15 protein-coding genes and 1 pseudogene are annotated in these 20444 nt (G+C 68.7%); 2 read left to right on the forward strand and 14 right to left on the reverse strand.

Annotated features, from left to right (window positions below; genetic code table 11):
• Positions 1-64: 64 nt before the first annotated feature.
• The 5 genes from ACFYPM_RS30340 to ACFYPM_RS30360 are packed head-to-tail and all read right to left on the reverse strand — an operon-like array spanning position 65 to position 5589.
• A complete protein-coding gene (locus ACFYPM_RS30340; protein ID WP_387204231.1) occupies positions 65-916 on the reverse strand; it encodes a sugar phosphate isomerase/epimerase family protein in 852 nt (283 codons plus the stop codon).
• Positions 917-922: 6 nt separating this feature from the next.
• The gene (locus ACFYPM_RS30345) at positions 923-2107 is read right to left on the reverse strand and encodes an ABC transporter substrate-binding protein (RefSeq protein WP_387204234.1); all 1185 of its coding nucleotides are present in this window, start codon (positions 2105-2107) and stop codon (positions 923-925) included.
• A gap of 13 nt (positions 2108-2120) precedes the next feature.
• Positions 2121-3104: an ABC transporter permease gene (locus ACFYPM_RS30350; RefSeq protein WP_387204237.1), complete on the reverse strand. Its 984-nt coding sequence runs from the start codon at positions 3102-3104 to the stop codon at positions 2121-2123.
• 2 nt (positions 3105-3106) lie between these two features.
• On the reverse strand, positions 3107-4081 hold the full coding sequence (locus ACFYPM_RS30355; protein ID WP_387204240.1) for an ABC transporter permease: 975 nt from the start codon (positions 4079-4081) through the stop codon (positions 3107-3109).
• Positions 4078-5589, reverse strand: coding sequence for a sugar ABC transporter ATP-binding protein (locus ACFYPM_RS30360; protein WP_387204243.1), 1512 nt, complete (start codon positions 5587-5589; stop codon positions 4078-4080). Before ACFYPM_RS30360 ends, ACFYPM_RS30355 begins: the two co-directional genes overlap by 4 nt.
• 527 nt (positions 5590-6116) lie before the next feature.
• On the opposite strand from ACFYPM_RS30360, the gene ACFYPM_RS30365 reads away from it, so the two are divergent.
• A complete protein-coding gene (locus tag ACFYPM_RS30365; protein WP_387204246.1) occupies positions 6117-9665 on the forward strand; it encodes a ThuA domain-containing protein in 3549 nt (1182 codons plus the stop codon).
• 84 nt (positions 9666-9749) lie between these two features.
• On the opposite strand, the gene ACFYPM_RS30370 is transcribed toward ACFYPM_RS30365, so the two are convergent.
• From ACFYPM_RS30370 to ACFYPM_RS30400, 7 genes are all read right to left on the reverse strand, one after another.
• The gene (locus ACFYPM_RS30370) at positions 9750-10757 is read right to left on the reverse strand and encodes an aldo/keto reductase (protein ID WP_387204249.1); all 1008 of its coding nucleotides are present in this window, start codon (positions 10755-10757) and stop codon (positions 9750-9752) included.
• A 70-nt stretch (positions 10758-10827) separates the two neighbouring features.
• A complete protein-coding gene (locus ACFYPM_RS30375) occupies positions 10828-11589 on the reverse strand; it encodes an SDR family NAD(P)-dependent oxidoreductase (RefSeq protein ID WP_387204252.1) in 762 nt (253 codons plus the stop codon).
• Positions 11586-12611, reverse strand: a complete 1026-nt coding sequence (locus ACFYPM_RS30380) for a zinc-binding dehydrogenase (protein ID WP_387204255.1) — start codon at positions 12609-12611, stop codon at positions 11586-11588. Before ACFYPM_RS30380 ends, ACFYPM_RS30375 begins: the two co-directional genes overlap by 4 nt.
• A 107-nt stretch (positions 12612-12718) precedes the next feature.
• On the reverse strand, positions 12719-13942 hold the full coding sequence (locus ACFYPM_RS30385) for a mandelate racemase/muconate lactonizing enzyme family protein (protein ID WP_357254358.1): 1224 nt from the start codon (positions 13940-13942) through the stop codon (positions 12719-12721).
• A 1-nt stretch (position 13943) separates the two neighbouring features.
• Positions 13944-14771 (reverse strand): carbohydrate ABC transporter permease, encoded by an 828-nt coding sequence (locus tag ACFYPM_RS30390; RefSeq protein WP_387204259.1) that lies wholly within the window; start codon positions 14769-14771, stop codon positions 13944-13946.
• Positions 14771-15574, reverse strand: coding sequence for a carbohydrate ABC transporter permease (locus ACFYPM_RS30395; protein ID WP_387204262.1), 804 nt, complete (start codon positions 15572-15574; stop codon positions 14771-14773). The genes ACFYPM_RS30390 and ACFYPM_RS30395 overlap by 1 nt, the downstream gene beginning before the upstream one ends.
• A gap of 182 nt (positions 15575-15756) precedes the next feature.
• The gene (locus ACFYPM_RS30400) at positions 15757-16908 is read right to left on the reverse strand and encodes an ABC transporter substrate-binding protein (RefSeq protein WP_387204265.1); all 1152 of its coding nucleotides are present in this window, start codon (positions 16906-16908) and stop codon (positions 15757-15759) included.
• Positions 16909-17166: 258 nt separating this feature from the next.
• Here ACFYPM_RS30400 and ACFYPM_RS30405 point away from each other — a divergent pair, with 258 nt between their 5' ends.
• Complete coding sequence (locus ACFYPM_RS30405; protein ID WP_387204268.1) at positions 17167-17937, forward strand: FadR/GntR family transcriptional regulator; 771 nt, start codon at positions 17167-17169, stop codon at positions 17935-17937.
• An 81-nt stretch (positions 17938-18018) separates the two neighbouring features.
• On the opposite strand, the gene ACFYPM_RS30410 is transcribed toward ACFYPM_RS30405, so the two are convergent.
• Complete coding sequence (locus ACFYPM_RS30410; protein ID WP_387204271.1) at positions 18019-19404, reverse strand: RICIN domain-containing protein; 1386 nt, start codon at positions 19402-19404, stop codon at positions 18019-18021.
• A gap of 433 nt (positions 19405-19837) precedes the next feature.
• Positions 19838-20323 (reverse strand): annotated as a pseudogene (locus ACFYPM_RS30415) (RICIN domain-containing protein); the annotation flags it as partial.
• Between the last annotated feature and the right edge of the window lie 121 nt (positions 20324-20444).

Below are 20444 nucleotides of genomic sequence, written 5' to 3' on the forward strand. Positions count from 1 at the left end.
TCCTGACTCTAGTGGGGGGTGGTGGGCAGAGCCCGGGGGCCGGGACCTCGGTGGGTGGGGGCGGTCACCCGAGGATCTCCCGGAGAAAGCGCAGGCCGTCCGTGGCGAGACGGTCCTGTGAGGGTGCCAACGGACGCCAGATCGCCGCGGCGGTCGCGATGGTCTCGTTCTCCGCCGTGAACGACTCGATGCAGACCGCGCCCTGGTAACCGGTGTCCCGCAGGACGGCGAAGAAGCGGGGCCAGTCGAAGTGGTCCGCACCGGGTGCGCCCCGGTTGGAGCCGCTGACCTGCACATGCTTGATGTGCGGGCCAGCGACCGCGAGAGCCGCGTAGGGGTCGGCCTCCTCGATGTTCATGTGGTACGTGTCGATCATGATGCCGACACTCGACGGAAGTCCGTCGATCAACTCGACAGTCTGCTCGATCGTGTTGACGACGCTCGTCTCGTAGCGGTTGAGCGCCTCGACACCGATGCTCACGCCGTGCTCGCCCGCCAGTTCGGCCACCGGCGTCAGAGCCTTCCGGAAGTCCGCGTAGCAGGCCGCGCGAGCCGCCGGCGACATCCGCCAGGTGCGGCCGACCGAGGCGTACACGGGGCCGCCGACGCATCCAGCGCCGACGGCCGCCGCGTCTGCCACACACGTCATCAGGTACGCCACCGTCGACTCGACGACCGCTGGCGCGGCGTTCACCAGGTCCCGACCGGGCGGGGTGACCGCGCAGACACCGGCGGCGACGAGGCCGTGCTCGGCCAGCAGGTCCCGGGTGCGGACCGGGTCCCAGTCGCCGGGCTGCTCGATCGGCAACTCGACCGCGTCGAAGCCGAACGACGCGATCCGCGGGATCAGTTCGGCCAGGGCCTCGTCATCGACCGGCGAGGCCCACACCCACGGGTTGACGCCGATGGCGTACATCTGCTCCTACTTCCAGCGCTGCGGGTAGCCGGGCAGGTCGGTGCAGCCGCACATCGCGTAGTGCAGCGGCGGCATGTTCGCGTCGAGGTACGTGTCCAGGTTGTCCTGGGTGACGGTCGGCTGCGGCAGCTTCCACGGGTTGGAGACCTGCTCGCCGTCGAGGATCCGCAGCGCCGCGATGATCGGCGTACGCCACTGGTAGGTCGGGTACGTCGGCGCGATCGCGGTGAGGTTCTTGTCCTTCCAGATCTTCAGGAAGTCGAGTTGGTCCTCGCCGTTCATCGGCGGAACGGGCTTGCCCGCGTCCTGGAACGCCTCGACCGCCGCGACGGCCGTCGCTCCGGCGTCCATCCAGATACCGTCGATCGTGCCGTACCGCTGGATGTAGTCGTCGACGATCTTCTTGGTCTTGGCCGGGTCGCCGTCGGTGAACTCGACACCCACGACGTCGACCTTCGCCTTGTCGAACGCCACCTTCGCCGCCGACCAGCGGGTCTCCAGGACGTCCACACCCGGCAGGATGCGCAGGGCGAGGACCTTACCTCCGGGCTTCATCTTCTGACTGACGAAATCGGCGCCGACGTGGCCGAACCCGTAGCCGCCGATGGGGTTGATGAACGTCACCGGGCACTTCGTGTTGACACCACGGTCGAAGACGACGACCGGCAGCCCCGCCTTACAGGCCGCCTCGACGGCCGGGGTCAGCGTTGCGGTGGTGTTCGGCGAGACGATCAGCGCGTCACAGCCCTTGCCGAGCAGGTCGTTGATGTCCGCGATCTGCTTCTGGTCCTTGCCTTCGGCGTCGACGTGCACGAACTCCTTGATGCGGCTCTTCTGCGCCTCGACCTCGGCCTGCATGGTCTTGAACCCGACCTGCCGCCACGGATTGTTCAGCGCCGCGTTCGAGAAGCAGATCTTGTGCGGGCCGCTCTTCTTGAACTTGGCGGTGTCCACCAGCTTCGGGTTGAGCACCTGCTCCCACGGCTTGTCGGCGGGACCCGTCGGGGTCGCGGTGAGCAGTGCGAGCTCGGCATCGTAGTCGGCTTGCACGAAGAACTTCGACTGCTCCCCGGTGCCCGAGCCGGCGGCGGTGGAGGCACCGCCCGAGGGGCTCGCGGAGGGCTCGTCGGTGGCACAGGCGGTGAGGGACAGCAGGGTGACAGCGGCCAAGGCCGCCATGGAACGTCGCACTATGGATTCCCCTTTATCTGGACGAAGAACGCGTTGCCGAGACCGCCACGGCGAGCAGGATGATCCCGCCCTGGACGGTCGACCTGAGGGCGCCGGAGACGCCGTAGAAATTCATGAGGGCGAACAGCAGCTCGAGGGTCAGCGCACCGAGCATCGCGCCGACGACCGAACCACGACCCCCGCCGAGTGCGACGCCACCGAGGACGACAGCGGTGATCGCACCGAACTCCAGGCCGGCGCCGGCCTGGAACGACACGCCGCTGTAGCCGCCCAGCAGGATCGCCGCGGCCGCCGCCGCGAGGCCGCTGAGGATGAAGGCGATCGTGCGGGTACGCCAGACGCGAACGCCGCTCAGCTCGGCGGTGCGCGGATTGTCGCCGACGGCAACAAGCGTCCGGCCGAAGTCGGACCGCATCAGCAGCACGGCCACCACCGCCAGGGCCACCAGGACCAGCAACGCGAACGGCACGCGACCGAGCACCGGCACGTCCTCGAAGGCCCGCCGACCGAACCGCCGGAACTCCTCGGAGAGGCCACCCTTCGGGGCGCCGTCGGACCACAGGTAGACCGCGCCGACCAGGATCAGGAACATGCCGAGGGTGGTGATGAACGACGGCACCCGCAGCCGTGTCGTGATCAGGCCGTTGACCAGCCCGACGAGCGCACCAAAGGCGAGCAGGAGCAGCACCACGGGCCAGGTACGCGCCGGGTCGCCGTCGATGAGCCGGGCGGCGACGACCACCTGCGCGGTGACCAGGGAGCCGACCGAGAGGTCGAATTCGCCGGAGACGATCACGAAGTACTGGCCGGCGGCGAGCAGGATGATCGGCGCCGAACGCCCGAGGAACGACATCAGCGACGGAGGGGAGAGGAAGTCGGGCTGTCGAATGCCGACGAGGACCACCAACACCGCGAGAATCGCGAGGATCGGCAGGATGCCACCGGGACGGACCCGCGGAAGACGCAGCGGCAGCGTACGGCGCTGAACGGTCTGCATGACTAGGCAGCCGCCTTTCGCATGGCCCGGCGGGCGTAGACGGCGACCGCGGCGATGATGATCGCGCCCCGGATCACCTGCTTGAAGAAGGCGTCGACCTCCAACTGGTTGAAGATCGCGTCGATGCTGGCGAGCAGCAACACACCCCCGACCGTGCCGATGACGCCACCGCGCCCACCGGCGAGGGCGGTGCCGCCGATCACCACCGCGGCTATCGACTCCAGGTCGTAGAGGCCCTCGGTGCCAACCCGGGGCGCGCCCGAGCCGAGGCGACTGGCGAGGTAGATGCCGGCGAGCCCGGCACACATCGAGCACAGCACGTGGGCGGTGACCAGGACCCGGTCGTTGCGGACGCCGGAGAGCCGAGCCACCTCCGGGTCCCCGCCGACGGCGACCAGGTGGTGACCGAAGCGGGTCTTCGAGAGCGCGAACCAGGCCGCCGCGGTCACGGCAACCAACAGCAGGAACGACACCGGCACCGGCCCGATGCGCTGGTAGCCGAGCGCCTGCACCAGCGAGGGCGCGGTGGTGCCGGCCGGCCCGTCGTAGCCGTTGTCGAGGTAGCCCTTGAGCAGCAGCCCGACGCCGAGGGTCGCGATGAACGCGTTGACCCGGAGTTTGGTGACGAGGAGCCCGTTGAACAGCCCGATGCCGGCGCTGACGACGAGGACCAGGCCGATCGCCGGCAGCACCGCGCCGTCGCTGCCGTTCATCGTCTCGGCGGCGACGAGGGTGCTGAGGCTGATCACGTACGCCACCGACAGGTCGAGCGACCCTCCCAGGATGACCAATGTCTGGCCGACGGCGACGAGCCCGAGGCCGGCCGCCACGTGCAGCAGACTCACCGTCGTGCTCTGGTTGAAGAGCTGGCCACCGTCGACGAGGACGACAAGCCAGCCGACCGCGAGGGTGAGGGTCAGGGCCACGAAGACGCCCGGTACGGGGCGGCGGGCCGGCAGGAGCGACAGGGCGCTCATGCGGCGGCCTCCTGCACGGCCCCGATCGCCAGGGTGACGACGTCCTCCTCGCTCGCGCCCGCGGGCAACTCGCCCGCGACGCGGCCGTCCCGCATGACGATGATGCGGTCACTCATGCCCAGCAGCTCCGGCAGATCGGACGAGATCATCAACACGGCCGCACCGTCGCGGGCGAGGCGGCGGACGAGGTCGTGGATGGCCGACTTCGCGCCCACGTCGATGCCGCGGGTCGGCTCGTCGAAGAGCAGGATCCGCGGGTTGAGCGCGAGCCAGCGGGCCAGCACGACCTTCTGCTGATTGCCGCCGGACAGGAACCGGATCTCCTGGTCGTCGCCCGCACCACGGACCTCCACTGCATTGAGCAACTCGCGCACCCGAACGGTCCGGGCCGCGCGGCCGGACCGGGCCGCGAAGACGGCCCGACTGGCGAGCAGCGCGTTGTCGAGGACCGACTGCCGGGGGACGATCCCCTCGCCCTTGCGGTCCTCGGTGACGTAGGCGATGCCGGCCCGCATCGCGGTGCGCGGTGAGCGCAGTCGGACCGGCCGGTCGTCGAGCGTGACGTCGCCGGTCGTGAACGGCGACACCCCGAAGATCGCACGGGCCAGCGCCGACCGCCCGGAGCCCTGGAGGCCGCCGATGCCGAGCACCTCGCCGGCGCGCAACTGGAGGTTGATGTCACTCAACTTCCGGTTGCCCACGTCGCGAAGGTTGAGCCGCACCGGACCCCGGTCCTCGGGGGCGGCCCGGTCCGGGTAGTAGCTGGACAGTTCCCGGCCGACCATGTGCCGCACCAACTCGTCGCCGGTGGTGTTCGCGGTGTCCACGGTGGTCACTCGGCGGCCGTCCTTGAGGACCGTGATCCGACTGGACAGGTCGAAGACCTCGGCGAGCCGGTGTGAGACGTACAGCAGGCCGATGCCCCGCTCCTGGAGTCGGCGCACCAACCCGTAGAGCAGCTCGACCTCGTGGTCGGCGAGCGCCGCGGTCGGCTCGTCCATGATGAGCAGCCGCGCGTCCAGGGCGAGCGCCTTGGCGATCTCGACGACCTGTTGCTGGGCGACGCCGAGCTGCCCCACCCGGGCGTCGGCGGGCAACGTGGTCTCCCCGATCGAGGCGAGCAGGCGCGTGGTGCGGTCGAGCATCTCCCGACGGTCGACCAGCCCGCGCCGGACCGGCTCGTGGCCCAGGTAGACGTTCTCCGCCACGGTGCGCTCCGGCAGCAGGTTGAACTCCTGGTGGATGATGCCGACGCCGGCCCGCTGGGCGTCGCGTGGACCACGGAACGTACGCGACTCACCGGCGAACTCGACGGTGCCCTCATCCGGGGCGTACCCGCCCGAGACGATCTTCATGAGGGTCGACTTGCCGGCACCGTTCTCACCGACAACGGCGTGGACCTCGCCCGGCATGACATCGAGGTCGACCCCGTCGAGAACGCGTACCCCGAGGAATGACTTGCCGATGCCCCGGAGGGTGAGCAGCGGCGACGGCGGCGGATCTGACATCCCGAAAGCCCTCACAGATAGTAGTCATCAACATGGTGCACAGGCCGGCGTCCGACCCGCTCGCGGCCGGACCAGGAACTTTCGCAGCCAGCCGCGGAGACTTCCGTTTTTATGTTGCGAACATTCTCTTGACATCGACGAAACATCACACGTATGAAGAACATAGATGTTTGGATGCAGGTCCGCAATCCTCGACCGGGGCTGATTGCCAGGGCCGTCACTCGGCCGGCAGCGACGCCGTGCGCGAGAGATTCGGACATGGCCGTCGTCATCAGGGCAAGACGTCGGACGTCACCCCATTCATTGACAGCCGTTAATCTCTAGCTCATCCTGACCTTGTGGACCACGGGACACGAACCACAGCCGCCATCACCCTCTGTGATGTCCCGCGGGTCTGACTGCCGTTTCGGCGAACGGCACGAGGACAGACCAAACGCTCTCGTGCCCACCCGTGCGACCAGGCACAACCTGACGCAGGGTGAGCCCGTGGGCGCACTCGGAGTTGCCCGTCCAACCTAGGAGACGCCATGCGTCGTAATACGATGATCATCTCGGTGATCGCGGGCCTGTTACTGGCTCTCGGACTCGCACCACCGGCGTCGGCTGCCCCCGCCTTCCGCGCCCTGGTGTTCAGCAAGACCACCGGCTACCGGCACGACTCGATCCCCGCCGGGATCGCGATGCTCCAGCAGCAGGCCACCGCGAACAACTTCGAGGTGGTGGCCACCGAGGACTCGAGCGTCTTCACCGCTGCCAACCTGGCGACCTTCGACGTCATCGTGATGCTCCAGACCTCCGGCATGGTCTGGACCTCGGCCGCCCAGCGCCAGGCGGTGGAGGGCTACCTCGCCAGCGGTAAGGGCATCGTGGCCATCCACAACGCCACCGACATGGGCATCGACACCGAATACCCGTGGTGGGACAACACCATCAACGGCGGCGCCCACATGCCGGAGCACTCCCCCGGCGTGCTGCCCGGCACCGCCATCGTCGCCGACAAGCAGCACCCGTCGACGGCCGGTCTGCCAGACCGGTGGAACCGCAGCGAGGAGTGGTACAACTTCGACTCCAACCCGCGGGGCAAGGTGCACGTGCTGGTGACCGCCGACGAGCGCACCTACAACCCCGGCTCCCGGGCGATGGGCCCGGACCACCCGATCTCCTGGTGTCGCAACACCGGCGGCGGGCGGGTGTGGGCCACCGCGATGGGCCACGCGATCGCCTCCTACAGCGAGACGAACTTCCAGAACCACGTCCTCGGTGGCATCAAGTGGGCCGCCGGCAACCTTCCCGGTGACTGCGGCGGCACCGTCTGGAGCAACTTCGAGAAGCGCACCCTGGACGACAACACCGTCGACCCGATGGCGATGGCGGTGGCCCCGGACGGGCGGGTGTTCTACGCCCAGCGCGGCGGGCAGCTGAAGATCTTCAAGCCCTCCACCAACAGCACGGTGACCGCCGGCACGCTGAGCGTCTACACCGGCGGTGAGGACGGCCTCACCGGCATGGCGCTGGACCCCAACTTCGCCACCAACGGGTACGTGTACCTGTACCACTCGCCGGCGAGCAGCTCGACCGACGTCAACCGCGTCTCCCGCTTCACGATGAGCGGCGACACGCTGAACACGTCCAGCGGCGTGACGATCATCGACATCCCGGCGTACCGGGACCGGACGTTCCCGGAGCCCGGTCACACCGGCGGTTACATCGAGTTCGGTCCGGACGGCAACCTCTTCATCGGCACCGGTGACGACACGCCCCCGAACCTCGACCCGAACTGGCAGGGCTACGCCCCGCTGGACTGGCGCTCGGGCAAGTCCAACCTGGACGCCGCCCGCAGCGCGGGCAACACCAACGACCTGCGCGGCAAGCTGCTGCGGATCCGCCCCGGAGCCAGCGGCAGCTACACCATCCCGAGCGGCAACCTCTACCCCCAGGGCACGGCGCAGACCAAGCCGGAGATCTACGCCATGGGCTTCCGCAACCCGTTCCGCTTCTCGATCGACCCCGCCAACGGCTGGGTCTACCTGGCCGACTACGGGCCGGACCGCAACCCGCCCACCACCAACCGTGGTCCCGAGGGCCTGGTCGAGCTCAACGTGATCAAGACGCCCGGCAACTACGGCTGGCCGTTCTGCCACGGCAACAACCAGCCCTACGCCCCGTACAACCCGGACACCGGCGTCGTCGGCTCGAAGTTCAACTGCTCGGCACCTGTCAACAACTCACCCAACAACACCGGACTGACCAGCCTGAAGCCGGTCGTCATGCCGAACATCTGGTACGGCTACCCCACCTCGACGACCTTCCCGGAGCTTGGCTCCGGCGGCTCCGCCCCGATGGGCGGCCCGGTCTACCGCTACGACGCGTCGAACCCGTCCCAGACGAAGTTCCCGTCCTACTACGACGGCGTGCACTTCTTCTACGAGTGGTCGCGCAACTACATCAAGGAGGTGCACTTCGACTCCTCCTCGGCGGTGACCCGCACCAACCCGTTCCTGCCCAGCGGTGGGTTCAACAAGCCGATGGACATGGAGTTCGGCAAGGACGGCTCGCTCTACCTGTTGGAGTGGGGCACCAACTTCGGTGGCGGCAACAGCGACTCCGGGCTCTACCGGATCGACTACATCCAGGGCGGCCGGTCACCGATCGTCAAGGCCACCGGCACACCCACCAGCGGCTCCTCGCCGCTGACCGTCCAGTTCAGCAGCGCGGGCACGTCCGACCCGGACGGCAACACGCTGAGCTACCTGTGGACGTTCGGCGACGGCACCACCTCGACGGCGGCGAACCCGTCGAAGACGTACACCTCCAACGGCAACTACACGGCCCAGTTGAAGGTCACCGACAGCACCGGTAAGACCGGCTTCGCCAACGTCCCGATCACCGTCGGCAACAGCGCCCCGGTGGTCACCATCACCACACCGGGCAACGGAGGCATGCTGACCTTCGGTGACAAGGTGTCCTACCAGATCACGGTGACCGATCCGGACGGCGGCACTGTCGACTGTTCGAAGGTCATCCTCAACCCGGCGCTGGGTCACGACGACCACGCGCACGAGACCACCGAATACCCGGGCTGCTCGGGCACCATCTCCACCGACCTGCTCGGTGGGCACCCCGATGGCGCCAACCTGTTCTACGTGCTGAACGCGCGGTACACCGACAACGGCGGCTCGGGGGGCGGGTCCCCGCTCACCGGCACCGCGCAGGCGATCCTGCAGCCGAAGCACAAGCAGTCGGAGTACTTCAGCAGCCAGTCCGGCATCCGGGTCGTCGACCAGGCGGCGGCGGAGAGCACCAAGCGCATCGGTGACATCTCCACCAACGACTGGATCGCGTTCAGCCCGATGAACCTGTCGGGCATCTCGACGGTCAGCTACCGGGTCTCGTCGCCATCCGGTGGCGGATCGATCGAGCTGCGCGCCGGTTCGCCGACCGGCACCCTGCTGGCCACCACCACGGTGCCCAGTACGGGCGGCTGGGACAACTACCAGTCCACGACTCCGGTGAGCGTCGCCGCGCTCAGCGGGACGCAGACGCTCTACATGGTGTTCAAGAACGCCAGCAACTCGTTCGATCTCGACTCGCACACCTTCGGCGGGAACGGCATCGGGACACCCGGCACCGGCACCGGCGGCGGCCTGGCGGGCAAGACCTACACGGTCACGGCGCAGCACAGCAACAAGCTGATGGACGTCAGCGGTGTCTCCACCGCCGACGGCGCCCAGATCACCCAGTGGGCGTCCACCGGTGGCAACAACCAGAGGTGGCAGGCCGTCGACGCCGGTAACGGCGCGCTCAACCTCAAGGCGGTGCACAGCGGCAAGTGCGTCGAGGTGGTCGGAAGCTCGACCGCGGCGGGTGCCTTCCTCCAGCAGGCCACCTGCAACAACGGCAACCAGCAGAAGTTCACCGCCACCGCGACGGGAACCTCCGGCGTGTACACGGTGAAGAGTGTGCTGAGCGGCCTCTGCCTGGACGTCAACGGTGCTTCCACGGCCGACGGCGCCCGGGTGTTGCAGTGGAACTGCACCAGCGCGGCCAACCAGCAGTGGCGGTTCACCGCAGTGTGACCTGCCGCTGTCGCGGTAACAGATGACGTCCCGGTCGGGACCGGTGTCCGGAAATCGGAGCCGGTCCCGGCCGGGACGTTTTTGTCAGTTCGGTTGGTCCGCCGTGCCCGGTCCGGGCGCCACGGCGAGCAACCCGGCCGCCGTCAGGGCGCCCCACAACTCCTCCGGTACGGCGACGTCGGACCGTCGTACCGTCTCGGTCACCTGCGCCTCGGTGCGGACGCCGACCACCGTCGACACCACGGCCGGATGCCTGCGGACGAAGGCGAGTGCCGCCTGCGGCAGGGTCACCCCGTACGTCTCGCAGACCGCGGCGATCCGCCGCGCCCGCTCGATCACCTCGGGTGGGGCCTGCTGGTAGTTGTAGACGGCGTCGGCCGGCGGCTGGTCCCGCGACAGCAACCCCGAGTTGTAGACGCCCGCGATGACCACGCCCACCCCCCGGTTCTCCGCGATCGGCAACAGCTCGTCCGCCGCACCCTGTTCGAGCAGGGTGTACCGCCCGGCGCACATCATCACGTCGACGTCGGTCTCCCGGATGAACCGCGCCAGCATCGCCGACTGGTTCATCCCGGCGCCGATGGCACCCACGACGCCCTGGTCACGCAGGTCGAGCAGGGCCGGCACGGCCTCGTGCGCGGCCTGCTCCCAATGCTCGTCGGGGTCGTGCAGGTAGACGATGTCGATCCGGTCCAGCCCGCTGCGCTCGAGGCTGGCCTCGATCGAGCGAAGAACGCCGTCGCGGCTGAAGTCCCACACCCGGCGGTGGCTCGCGGGAACGTCGAACCCCTCGGAGTCCCGCTGGTGCGCGTTCTCGGGTGACGGCACCAGCAGTCGTCCGACCTTCGTCGACACGACGTACTCGTCGCGCGGCCGCTGACCCAACGCGGCGCCGAGGCGGCGTTCGGACAGCCCGAGTCCGTAGTGCGGCGCAGTGTCGTAGTACCGGACGCCCGCCGCCCACGCCGCGTCGACCGCCGCGGCGAACTCCTCGTCCGTCGTCGCCCGATACAGGTTTCCGCCCTGGGCCGCGCCGAACCCCAGCTCGGTGAGACGCACCTGCGGGCGACGCGGCAGCGCTCGCGTCCTCATGACGCCGCCAGCCCGGGCACCCGACGAACGGGCTCGCCACCGCGGCTCACCAGGGGCACCGGCCCGCCCGTCATCGGCCCATCCAACCGCCGTCGACGGGTAGCACGACCCCGTTGACATAGTCCGACGCCGAGGACGCCAGGAACACCGTGGCACCGCCGAGATCGTCGGCGCGACCCCACCGGGCCGCCGGGATCCGGGCGAGGATCGCCTGGTTGCGGTCGGGGTCGTCGCGCAGCGCCTGGGTGTTGTCAGTGGCGATGTAGCCGGGGGCGATGGCGTTGACGTTCACCCCTCGGGCCGCCCACTCGTTGGCCAGCGCCTTGGTGAGCCCGGCGATGCCCGACTTCGACGCGGCGTAGCCGGGGACGGTGATGCCGCCCTGGAAACTCAACAGCGAGGCAGTGAAGATGATCTTCCCACGGCCTCGCTCCACCATCGTCCGGCCGATCTCCCGGCTCAGGACGAACTGGCTGCTGAGGTTCACCTCGATGACGTGGTCCCACATCTCGTCCGGGTGCTCGGCGGCCGGGGTGCGGGCGATCGTGCCGCCGTTGTTCACCAGGATGTCGATCGGTCCGAGCGCGGTGAGATCCCGGGCCAACTGATGTACGGCCGTCCGGTCGCCGAGGTCGGCACGCAGCGCGGTGAACTGGCGGCCGGCGGCGCGCACCCGGCGTTCGACCTCACTGCCATCCGATTCGAGCTGAGCGGAGACGCCCACGATGTCGGCGCCGGCCAGCGCCAGGGCCTCGGCCATGGCGAGGCCGATGCCGCGCCGGGCGCCGGTGACCACGGCGACGCGTCCGGACAGGTCGAAAAGGGCCGTCACTGGTTTCCCTCCCGCAGATCGAGCAGCACCTTCATCACGCCGCCACCCTCCAGGGCCGCGAAGGCGGCGCTGGCCGCCTCGACCGGCTCCACCCGGGAGATGAGCTGTCGCGCCGGGATCTCGCCCGAGGCGACCAACCGGATCGCCTCCACCATGTCGTCGCGCTGGTACAACCGCGCGCCGAGCAGTTCCAGCTCACGCCAGAAGAACCGGTGCAGGTTGACCTCGCGGGGCCGGGGGTGGATCGCCACCATCACCAGCCGACCGCGGGTGGTGAGGACGTCGACCGCGGTGGTGACGCCGCCGGCGGAGCCGGACACCTCGAAGGCGATGTCGGCGCCCGCGCCGTTGGTGCGCTCGTTGACAAGTGCCACGACGTCCGTCGCGCCCGGGTCGACGGCCTCGATCCCGATCCCGGCCGCCACCTCCCGACGGAACGGATCCGGCTCGACGAGGAGCACCCGCGCGCCGCGACCCTGCGCGACGACGGCGATGAGCGCCCCCACCGGCCCACCGCCGACCACGACCACCTGGTCGTCGGCCGTCACGTTCCCCCGTCGGACGTCGTGCACGGCGACCGCGACCGGCTCGACGAGCGCCGCGTGGTCCAGCGGCAGATCCTCCGGGAGCGGCAGGACCAGCTCCGCCGGCACGGTCCAGTAGGACTGCATGGCACCCGGCGAGTCGATGCCGAGGAAGTTCATGGCGTGACACACGTGGGAGTGCCCGCGCTGGCAGGCAGCGCACGTTCCGCACGGCCGGGTCGGCAGCACGGTGACGGGCTGCCCGATGCTCCAGCCGGTGGTGTCCGGCCCGACGGCCGCGATCCGGCCGGACATCTCGTGCCCGATGATCGCGGAGTCACCGACCCGAGCGTCCATGTCGCCGTGGTAGATGTGCAGGTCGGTGCCGCAGATTCCGGTGTACGCCACCTCGATCCGCACCTGGCCGGGACCCGGCGGGACCGGGTCGCGCTCCTCGATTCCGAGGTCTCGCGCCCCCCGGTAGACGACTGCCTTCATCGATCCTCCGTCTCGACGGCCGGCACGTCGTTCGTGCCGACCGGACATGGCCGTGGGTGCACCGCGATGGCGGTGCACCCACGCGTTCCCTGTTTCTGGCGGTCAGCTCAGTGCCGCCCGGTGGGCGACACCTCGTTGCGGTAGTTCAGCGGCACGACGGGCACCTGGCGGGCGGGGACGACCCCGTCGATTCCGCCCAGCAGCCGTCGACCGGCCCGTTCCGGCCGGACGTTGGGGCTCTCGGCCGTCTGCGCCTGCGGGCGGTGGTTGGCCGTCCGGATCCGCTCCTCGTCGATGCGGACACCCAGCCCGGGTGCGTCGCCGAGAATGAAGGCGCCGTCCTCGACGTGCAGGTCGACGGAGACGCCGACCGGCGGGTGCAGGTCCTGCAACTCACTCGTCAGGTGGTTCGGCACCGAGGTCGCGGCGTGCAGCAGCCCGATCGGGCTGTTGCCGATCGGGCTGACCGGCAGGTCGTAGGCGTGCGCCAGGGCGGACGCCCGCAGGAAGTGGGTGACCCCCCAGACGGCGGCCATCTGGACGACGTCGACCGCGCCGGCGGCGAGCAGCGGACGGTACTGTTCGAGCCCGGTGAGATTCTCCCCGGTGGCGACCGACGCGCAGACTCCCCGGCTGACAGCGGCGAGGCCCTCGGCGTCCCAGCGTCGGACGGGCTCCTCGATCCAGATGAGGTCGAGGGAGCGTTCGAGTTCGCAGACGTGCCGGACGGCCTGCTTGCGCGTCCAGGCCTCGTTGACGTCGAGCATGAGACCCGGTCGCCGGCCGTGCCCCGCCTCGGTCAGGACCTCCTTGACCAGGGTGAGGCGGTGCCGGTCGCGCTCGATGTCGAGGCCGCCCTTGAGCTTCGCGGCACGCAGGCCGTGACTGGCGTAGACCTCGTACTCCGCGACGAGTTCGTCGTCGGTGAGCCCGATGTCCAGGCCGGACGCGTAGGCGTTGACCCGCCGGTCACGTCCGCCCAGCAGCCGCCACAGCGGCTCGCCGGCGGCCTGCGCCTTGATGTCCCAGAGTGCGGTGTCCAGTGCGCCGATGGTGCCGAACACCGGGCCGGCGTGGCCCGCCTTGAAGGTGTGCCGCAACATGCGGTCGTACAGGGTCGTCACGGCACGGGGGTCTTCGCCCTCGATAGCTGCGAAGATCCGCTCGATCTCGACGTGCGGCCCGAGGCCGACTCCCGAGACGCCCTCGTCGGTGTCGACGATGACGATCGAGACCGGAACCACCCCGTCGGGGAACACGCCGTTGGCATCGCCGACGGGCCGCCCCCATTCCTGGACCGTGGTGAGCGTCCGATATCCCGTGATCCGCATGTCAACCCTTCGTGGAACCGGCGGCTACACCGTCGGCAATTTGGCGCTGGAGGAACAGGTAAACCAACAGGACGGGTATGGCGGCGATCAGCACCCCGGAGGCGAACGTGGGGATGTTGTCCGAGTACTGCCCCCGCAACGAGGTCACCCCGATCATGAGCGTCCGGTGATCGGCCGAGGGCATCATCACCAGCGCCATCAGGACGTCATTCCAGCAGAACAGGGCGTTGAGGATGCCGACCGACAGCAGTGCCGGGGTGCCCAGCGGCAACATGATCCGGCGGTACACGCCGTACACGGTGTTGCCGTCGATCCGTGCCGCGTCGATGATCTCCGGTGGGATGCCCCGGTAGTAGCTCGTCATCAGGAACACGGTGAAGGGCAGGAACTGGGCCACGTAGACGAGGATCAGACCGGGGTACGTGTCGATCAGCGCCGTGTCGGCCATGATCCGGGACAGCGGCACCATGATCACCTGGAACGGGATGAAGAGCCCCGCGAGGCAACCCAGGAACAGCGCCGACGAGCCACGGAACCGCAGCTGGCTCAGCGCGAAGCCGGCCATCGAACCGAGCAGGAGCAGCAGCAGTACCGACACCGTCACCACGAACAGCGAGTTGACGAAGTAGCGGCCCATGCCGACGCTGTTCCACGCCGTGCTGATGTTCTCCCAGCGCAGGGCGTCGGTCAGGGAGAACCGGTCGAGGATGTAGTCACGGCGGGTCTTCATCGCGACGTTGGCGGTGAAGAGCAGTGGGTAGATCGTCGCCAGCGCGAGTAGTGACATGGGGATGGCGAGCAGCCACCATCCCAGGCGGGCCCGAGACATCAATCCTCCTTTCCGGATCGTTCGAGCAACTTGATCTGCAACAGCCCCACCACGAGCATGATCATGAACAGGATCGTCGACGCGGCCGACGCGAGAGCGGGACGGTTCATCTGACCCTGCTGCTTCCAGATGTAGAACTCCGGCAGGTACGTCGACCCCTCCGGCCCGCCGCTGGTCATGACGTAGAGCAGCCCGAACATCGAGGTCAGCATCCCGATCATCGTGGTCACGAAGACGAACTGGATGGTGCGCGAGAGGGCCGGCACGATCACGTGCCAGACCACCTGGCGTAGCGACGCCCCGTCGACGCGGGCGGCGTCCAGCAGCGCGGGGTCCAGCGTGGCGAAGCCGGAGAGGAACACCACCAGGGCCATTCCGAAGGTGGCCCAGATGTGCACGCCCACCACCATGAACATCGCGATGTCCGGGTCACCGAGCCAGTCCACCGCAGTGACGCCGAACGACCCGAGGATGGCGTTGAGAGGGCCGTCGAAAGCGAGCAACAGGTTGAAGATCGCGCCGACGATGACCGGCGAGAGCACCGCGGGGAAGAAGTACACGCTGCGGTAGAAGCGGTGGCCGGGCACCCGCAGGTAGATGAACGTCGCGAGCAGGCCGGGGATGGCCACCGCTACCGGGAGCAACAGCACCAGCAGCCCGACGTTGCTCAGCGCGGTCCGGAACAGCGGGTCGTGGAACAGCTCGCGGTAGTTGCCGAACCCGACAGCGGTCCCGTTCTGCGCACCGTCGCCGGTGAAGGAGAAGTTGACGCCGAGGAGCAGCGGATAGAGCCGCAGCACCACGATGATCAGGATGGCCGGAGCGACAAGGATGTAGGGAGCGAAGCGTTCGGCCCGCAGGCCGCCGCGGGTGCGACGAGGCTGCGCACCATGCCGATGGGTGGCGGGGGTAGGCCCCGCCCCGCCGGCCCGTCCGGCCTGAGCCAGACGGACCGACGGTTGCGTGTTTCCAATTGACACGAGGGTCAGCCCGCCTGGTCGGAAGCGGCCAACTGCTTCACCACCTCGTCGACGCTGATCGAACCGCTGAGCAGCTGCTGGGAGAGGCGCCCCATCAGGTCCAGCGTCTTCGAGGAGAGCGCCACGTGCAGCGCGGGCTTGCCGCTCTTCAGCTCGCCGACGATCGTGGAGACCGCGGGCCCGCCCGCGGACACGTCGATGGTGGTGTCGGCGGCGATCGCGCCGGCGTCGGCGTAGAAGGCCTTCAAAGCGTCGGCCGAGCTCAGGGAGCGCGCCAGGTCGGCGGCCACCTTCGGGTCCTTCGTCCACTTGGCGACCGCGTAGCCGATGCCACCGTCGTACGGAAGGCTCGGGGTGGTGCCAGCGGTGACGACCGGGGCCTTCATGACGCCGAGCTTCTCCGGGGTGAGGAACTCGTTGAAGTCCTGCCAGTGCCCCACGTCCGACATCAGACCCATGACGTGCGCGGCCTTACCGGACTGGAAGAGCGCGAAGGAGTCGTTGAACATGGCGGTCGAGTTGGCCCCGTCGCTGTTCATCTTCTTGTCACCGGTCTCCTTCCAGAGCTGGAAGATCCGCTTGACGTTGGGGGAGTTCCAGTCGCGCTTGCCGGTGATCCAGGCGTCGTACTCCGCGGCGGTGAGGGTGACCGACCCCATGCTGGAGAGCCAGAACTGGATGCCGACGCCCTCCTTGTTGCCGAGGGCGAAGCACTTGGAGCCGGCCTTGGAGATGGCGGCGCAGTCGGCGACGAACTTGTCCCAGGTGGCGGCGGGGGTCGCCGGGTCGAGGCCGGCCTTGCGGTAGACCTCCTTGTTGTAGTAGATCGGGTAGCCCTGGAGCGTCACCGGGACGCCGTAGACCTTGCCGTCCTTGGTGAACGCCTCCCAACCGGCCAGCCGCTGCTTGTCCTCGGCCACGTAGTCGGTGATCGGCACCAGCGCGTCAACCCGGTCGCGAATCTGGCCACCGCCGTTGAACAGCATGACGTCCGGGCCCTTGCCGGACTGGATCGCCGCACCGAGCAGCGTGTAGTACTGGTCGAAGGGCTGCGCTACGAACTCGACCTCAACCTTTGGGTGCTTCTTCTTGAAGTCGGCCTTAGCCTTGTCCAGATAGGATTTGGCGAACGGCTCGCCGGACTTCCAGTCCCACACGACGAGCTTGCTGTCCGACCCGCTTGACGAGCTTGAATCGCTAGCACTTCCACAACCGGCCAGGGCCAGGCCCACAACGAGGACGGCCGAATATATTGCGCGCTGTCTCATCAGTTGTCACCTCAGAAAGTGGGGGTGGCCGGCGGACGCGCCGCCGTGCCAATGTTGCCCGGAACGTAACTCGTATGACGTGTGACGTCAATACTCAGCCGTACACTGAGCCAGACGTCGTGCCACGGCGAGCCTTTCGGAGGGGACATGACGCCATCGCAGGAGACGGCCCTGAACAGCCCGGTGACACCGGCGTGGGTGCGTCGACCGACCAACCTGGCCCGCGCGGTCACCGCCGAACTGGTGGAGCGCATCGTACGCGGTGTGCACCCGTCCGGGACGTCCCTACCGCCCGAGCCGATCCTCTGCGAGACCTTCTCGGTGAGCCGGACCGTCGTCCGGGAGGCGGTCAAGATCCTTCAGGAGAAGGGGTTGGTGCAGGTGCGCCAGGGTGCCGGGACCATGGTCACCCCCGCGGCGCAGTGGGACATGCTCGACGAACTCGTCCTCGGGGCCACCATCGCCCAGGACGACAGCCTCGCCATCCTCGACGATCTCGTCGTCACCCGGCGGGTGCTGGAAGCCGACATGGCGAACGTCGCCGCCCGGCTCGCCGACGCGCAGACCATCGACCGGCTGAGCGCCATGGTCGACCGGATGGACCAGCTCGTCGACGACCACGTCACCTACCACGAGCACGACCGGGCCTTCCACGACGCGATCATGCAGACGTCCGGTAACCGCATCGCTCGCGGCGTCGTGCGAGCATTGGAGAGTCAGGTCATCAACACCGCCCGCTACATGGGCCGGACCGAACGCTCCCTGTGCGTGGCGTCCAACCGGGGCCACCGGCGCATCTACGAGCGCATCGCCGCGCACGACTCCGAGGGTGCCGCCGCGGCGATGTTCACCCACATCACCGAGGCCTGGTTGGTCCGCCGCAGCGGCTCCGGCAAGCCGGTTCGTCTGCAACGCTGACCGGCCGGACGACGAAGCGGCGCCCACCCCCGAGGTACGGGAGCAGGCGCCGCCAGCGGCCGACCAGGTCGGCAGGGCCGGTCAGGAGAACTGCGCGAAGAACCTCCAGATCTCGCCCTTCGTCCAGGTCGTGATGCCGCTCTCGGCATAGGTGCCGTCGACCGGGCCGGGCATGTGACCGTTGTCGTACGCGGCCCACTGCACCGGGTAACCGGCCCGGCAGCCCGAGTACGTGGTCGTGACGTGCGTGCGGCTGCCGGCCGCCGGCTCGCGCGGGCTCTGCGCGGTACAGCCGTTGTTCCGGACGAACGTGTCGCGCAACGCCCGGCCACCGGAGATGCCCAGGACGTTGTCCGAGATGCCGTGCAGCCCGAAGTACGCGATGGGCTGCGTACCGCCACTGCAACCGCTGATCTGCCCACCGGAGATGACCGCGACGGCGCGGAAGACGTTGGCCCGCGCGCAGGCCACGGCGTAGCTCATGCCGCCACCCCAGCTGAAGCCGAGGGCGAACCGCTGCCTCGGGTTGACGCAGAGGCTGCTCTCGATCCGGCTGATCATGTCATCGACGAAGACGATGTCCTCACCGCCGGCGTTGCCCCAGCCGTTGCCGAACCCCTGGGGCGCGACCAGGATCGCGCTGTTGTTCGACTGCTCCTGCTGCCCGTAGTAGGACCACGGGGTCCCGCTGGTGCCGCCGGAGGCGATCTCCTGCATCGTGCCGCCGCGCCAGTGGAACGCGAAGATCAGCCGGTAGGGGTTGCTGTTGTTGTAGTTGGCGGGCACCCGCAGGATGAAGGTGCGGGTCTTGCCGTTGCTCTGGATCGTGTGCGTGCCGCTGGCCAGCGTCGGCGCCTTGCCGCACCCGCTGCCACCCGACGGCGGCGGGTTGCTGCCGTCCGTGCGGACGAGCTGCCACTGCTGGTTGGTGCCGTTCCAGTCGTCGTACTGCACGATGTTGCCACCGTCGGCGGTGGAGGCGCCCTGCACCTCCATCACCTTGTTGCTGTTGCGGTTGATCAGCCGGACGTAGCCGCCGTCCGAGTCGGCCAACCGGAACTGCTGGTTGGTGCCGTTGTTGTCGGACCACTGCACGATCGCCCCGCCGTCGGCGGTCGAGCGGCCGCTGACGTCGAGAACCTTGCCGGAGTGCCGGGACTTCACCCGGTAGAAGCCGTCACCGGAGTCGACGAACTGCCACTGCTGGTTCACGCCGTTGTTGCGCGTCCACTGGCTGATCCGGGCGCCGTCGGTGGTGGCCGAGGAGACCAGATCCAACGCCTTGCCGCTGTTGCGGTTGACCAGGACGTACCAGGCACTGGTGTCCACCGTCGCCGCCGCCGCGGGCGCCGCGTTGACCGCGACGAGTGTGCCGGCCGCCATGAGCGCGGCCGCCGCGGCGGCCAACCCTGACCGCCAACGACGTCTCGGTGGAGAGGCGGGACGAACCTCACCGATGGACTTCATGGTCCACTCCTTCGATCGGGGTCACCCACGAGCAGAACGCGCGCGCGTGCCCTGGGGTGTGCCAGCGTCTGGTGGTGGCGTCGGCACGTCGGGGGTACGCGGGCGGGTTGCGGCCGCCGGAACACGCGCCCGGCCAGGCCAGCGATCGACCTTGTCGCCGCGCCGCCCGCGTCTGGGAAATTAGCGCTAACGACGTCATACGTCAAACGACCGACGTCTATCGGAACCGCTGTCCGACACGGCCACGACGGCCGCCAGCAGGGGCTCGGGTGGCTGGCGAAACCCACAGCCTCGGCGGCCCGGGGACGACCTGACGCCTGTCCTGTTATCGCTCACAGTCGATGGACGAGGTTCGCTGACGGTCGTAGCGGCCCGCCCCGATGGATGGGGCGGGCCGCTACGGTGTCCCACTAGTTCATGACTGTCGTCATCCGATGCGGACGAGTTGCCACTGCTGGTTGGTGCCGCCCCAGTCGGCGTACTGGACGATGTTTCCTCCGTCGGCGGTGGACGCGCCCTGCACCTCGACGGCCTTGCCGCTGTTGCGGTTGATCAGGCGCTGGTAACCGTCGGCCGACTGGGCGAGCCGGAACTGCTGGTTCGTCCCGTTGAGGTCGGACCACTGCACGATGGCCCCGCCGTCGGCGGTGGAGAAGCCACTGACGTCGAGCACCTTGCTGGAGAGCCGGGACTTCAACCGGTAGAAGCCGCCGCCGGAGTCCACGAACTGCCACTGCTGGTTCGTGCCGTTGTTCCGCGACCACTGGCTGATCCGGGCGCCGTCGGTGGTGGCCGAGGCGTACAGGTCCAACGCCTTGCCGCTGTTGCGGTTGAGCAACACGTACCAGGCGCTGGTGTCCACCCCGCTACTCGGCGGGGGCGTGGTGGGCGTGGTCGAGCCGGCGTTGAGGGCGTTCAGAACGCTCGTGTACGCGGCCTTCTTGGTCCCACTGCACTCGAAGAGCAGGGCGTTGTCCGACCCACGCCACGAGTCACAGTCGCGCACACCCCAGGTGGTGATGCCGGTGCAGCGGGAGACC

This window comes from Micromonospora sp. NPDC005203 (assembly GCF_042872705.1).
GTDB lineage: Bacteria > Actinomycetota > Actinomycetes > Mycobacteriales > Micromonosporaceae > Micromonospora.